At 56.5% G+C, this 2,530-nt stretch carries 4 protein-coding genes; all 4 read right to left on the bottom strand.

Annotated elements, in window-relative coordinates:
* Positions 1-258: 258 nt before the first annotated feature.
* Positions 259-684: a hypothetical protein gene (locus AB3X89_RS39405; protein ID WP_368587964.1), complete on the bottom strand. Its 426-nt coding sequence runs from the start codon at positions 682-684 to the stop codon at positions 259-261.
* Positions 685-1,039: 355 nt separating this feature from the next.
* Positions 1,040-1,558: a DUF6398 domain-containing protein gene (locus AB3X89_RS39400; RefSeq protein WP_368587963.1), complete on the bottom strand. Its 519-nt coding sequence runs from the start codon at positions 1,556-1,558 to the stop codon at positions 1,040-1,042.
* Positions 1,555-1,932 carry a hypothetical protein gene (locus tag AB3X89_RS39395; RefSeq protein ID WP_368587962.1) on the bottom strand — a complete coding sequence of 126 codons (378 nt, stop codon included), beginning with the start codon at positions 1,930-1,932 and terminating at the stop codon, positions 1,555-1,557. Before AB3X89_RS39395 ends, AB3X89_RS39400 begins: the two co-directional genes overlap by 4 nt.
* Before the next feature lie 28 nt (positions 1,933-1,960).
* Positions 1,961-2,530: UPF0149 family protein (locus tag AB3X89_RS39390; protein WP_368587961.1), on the bottom strand; the 570-nt coding region annotated here is incomplete at its 5' end.

Below are 2,530 nucleotides of genomic sequence, written 5' to 3'. Positions count from 1 at the left end.
GCCATCTTCGAGGAGCGCTTCAGAACCATCGAGCGCGTCTTCGCCTGGGAAGACAAGTTTCGCCGTCTGTTGCTGCGCTTCGAACGCATCAGCGAGGTGCACTACGCGTTCAAGACGCTCGCTTATATGATGATCAACCTTCGGCACTATTGCTGAAAATCATCGCAGGACCTACGGCTCCATGGTCGGTTCACCGTGCCATGCATTGCAACCTCCATTACGTTCGCATTCCTGATGATAATACGTCGTCGTATGATTTTATAGCCATAATTTTTCGCAACGGTCCCGCCCATTTCGCCCACTCATGAATGTCGCGAAAAATCCGTGAGTTGCAAGAGGCCGAAACCCGCAATCTGTTGAACGACATTCCTGAAATTCAACAATTGTTGGTGGGTTGGATTTCATGGACTGCTCCGACTCTACCGATTGGTCCAGTTGGACGATTGATACCTGCCGCCAAAAACGTATCAGTTGATCGAGTGCCGTTTCCGGTTTCGCTTTATCGGTGCGCAACTGATGGAAGAGCGGGATCGTTCCGAAACTGCCATACGCAAACCGAAGAAGATCTTGCTGCATCCAGACAAAACCGAATCGAGAGAGCTTGCCAAAAAAATATCCAAAGCTCGCTGCCTGGAAGAAGGACCACGGCGCAAGAACCGTTCTCGTTCTTGAAGAATGCGACATTCAATTAACGAATACTCATAAAGTCACTGAAGCGATTCTTCATGCCGAAGAGGACCTAGTTAATAAGCCTGACGAAATATACCTCGTCACAACGTGCTGCGACGATGTGTGGTGGGTGTCCTGTGTGCGCTTTGACGATAAATCGTTTTTCGATTTCGCTTGCCCCGAGGAGCGCACGCGGGAAATTAATCCGGTACGCGTCCGGAAGTGGGGGCGATCATCTCATTAGCACGTTTAGCCCGACTTAGCGGGCGGACGTGCCTGCCAGGATAGGAGGCGGCGAACCCGATGAAGGGCAAGGGAAAATTGCTACGCCACAGGCGGCGTACAAACCGGGCCCGGGAATTCCCGCGAACTAGCGATCTTCGTCTGGGACGAATGGGATGACGCCCAGGCGAAAGGCTTCTTCCTGCAAATTGCGCGGGATGCGGCGCGCGTCGACGATCATGCCATTGATTTCGATAAGCCAGACGAGTGGATTTCTGTCGAGCTGACTGGGAAGTGACCAGCGAGGATCGAGCTGACCGATCTTTAGAAGGTTCAGAATTGCTCCTGAGCGGGCCGAACCGGTCTGGGCGCTTAGCCCGAAATGCTGGCACAGTGCATCGGCGCGCATGTGGGGTTTCTGGGACTTGTCGAAAAGGAAGTTGACTCTCCCGATCGCGTAGGCCACGCCGCAGGCCCAGGAGCGCGCAGGACCGGTCACCAGTGGCGATGGCCGCTTGCGGCACAGGGTGGCAACGAGACGTCGGCAGAGGTCGCGGTATTCATCCGTCAGGTGTTGCGCACAAAAGGCGTCGGTAAGCGCAATGATCTCGTCATACCGGTCTTGCATGGCGGCTGGCACCCGCTCGCCGCGAAAGGTTGGCTTCATGGGATTCGCGATCCGTATGCGTCAGTTGCCCAGTTCGGCGAGCCCAAGAACATCGCCCTCCGTTCGATCAGGCGCAGCCACGTGTCCAGTTTCTCGCTGCTGCCGTCAAGTAACCGGTCAACCAGGGTCCGGTCGTTCGCCTTGCCGAGCATGTTATGTAGTCCCAAGTATGCCACGATAAGGTGATACATGGTGCAGCGCAAATCATCACGTTCCCCCTGACAGCGTCGGGCATGGCGATGCAGATCCTCGATGGCAAGCCCAAGTTTCTCGCCGACATACGACAGCGGTATGCCGTCACGATCCTGTCGCGACGTGTACGCTGGGCCGTTGGCGTTCAGGAGAAGATCTGCATCATCTGGAATCTGGGGCATTGCGTATCTCCGTTGCTGTGCTGCCTGATCAGTGAAACGGCGAACTAGCCATGCAGCAATGCTTGTACTTGTGGCCACTACCGCACGGGCACGGCTCGTTGCGCCCGATCTTCGGTTCTTCCCGGCGCATGGGCATACGCGCCGGGATGTGCGCCAGTGCCCGCCGATGCGGCTCGAAGTAACGGTAGATATGGGTCAGTCCGGCGATCATCGTTTCCAGCAGTTCCTCGCGCTTTTCTGCCGGGATCTGTGGTGGCCGCATCTGCGGGTCGGGATTGTGCTCATGATGCAGCATCATGATCGGGATCATCGGTCCACCGTGGTCCTCGTCATGGATCAGCTCACCCCAGCTCGCGGGACGCATCTGTACGCCGCGCATGAAGCCGTGTGCCCAGTCGTTGGCCGGGGCAACACCATCCTCGCGTTCGAGCAACACGGGCAGGTACACGTTCGGCTCATGCAGCGTTTGCCGCAATTCCGTGCTGATCGTGTTCCAGTGACGCATGAGCAGCTCGATGATTTCGGTGGCCTGGCCGTCGCTTTCAAACGAAAAATCTTCCCCCCAGATCTGGGGCAGATACTCGCTGGGCAACACGAT

Source organism: Paraburkholderia sp. BR14320, from assembly GCF_040948665.1.
GTDB classification, from domain to species: Bacteria; Pseudomonadota; Gammaproteobacteria; order Burkholderiales; family Burkholderiaceae; genus Paraburkholderia; species Paraburkholderia youngii.
Note: the sequence above shows the minus strand (reverse complement) of the source record. Positions and strands in the feature narration are given on the sequence as shown.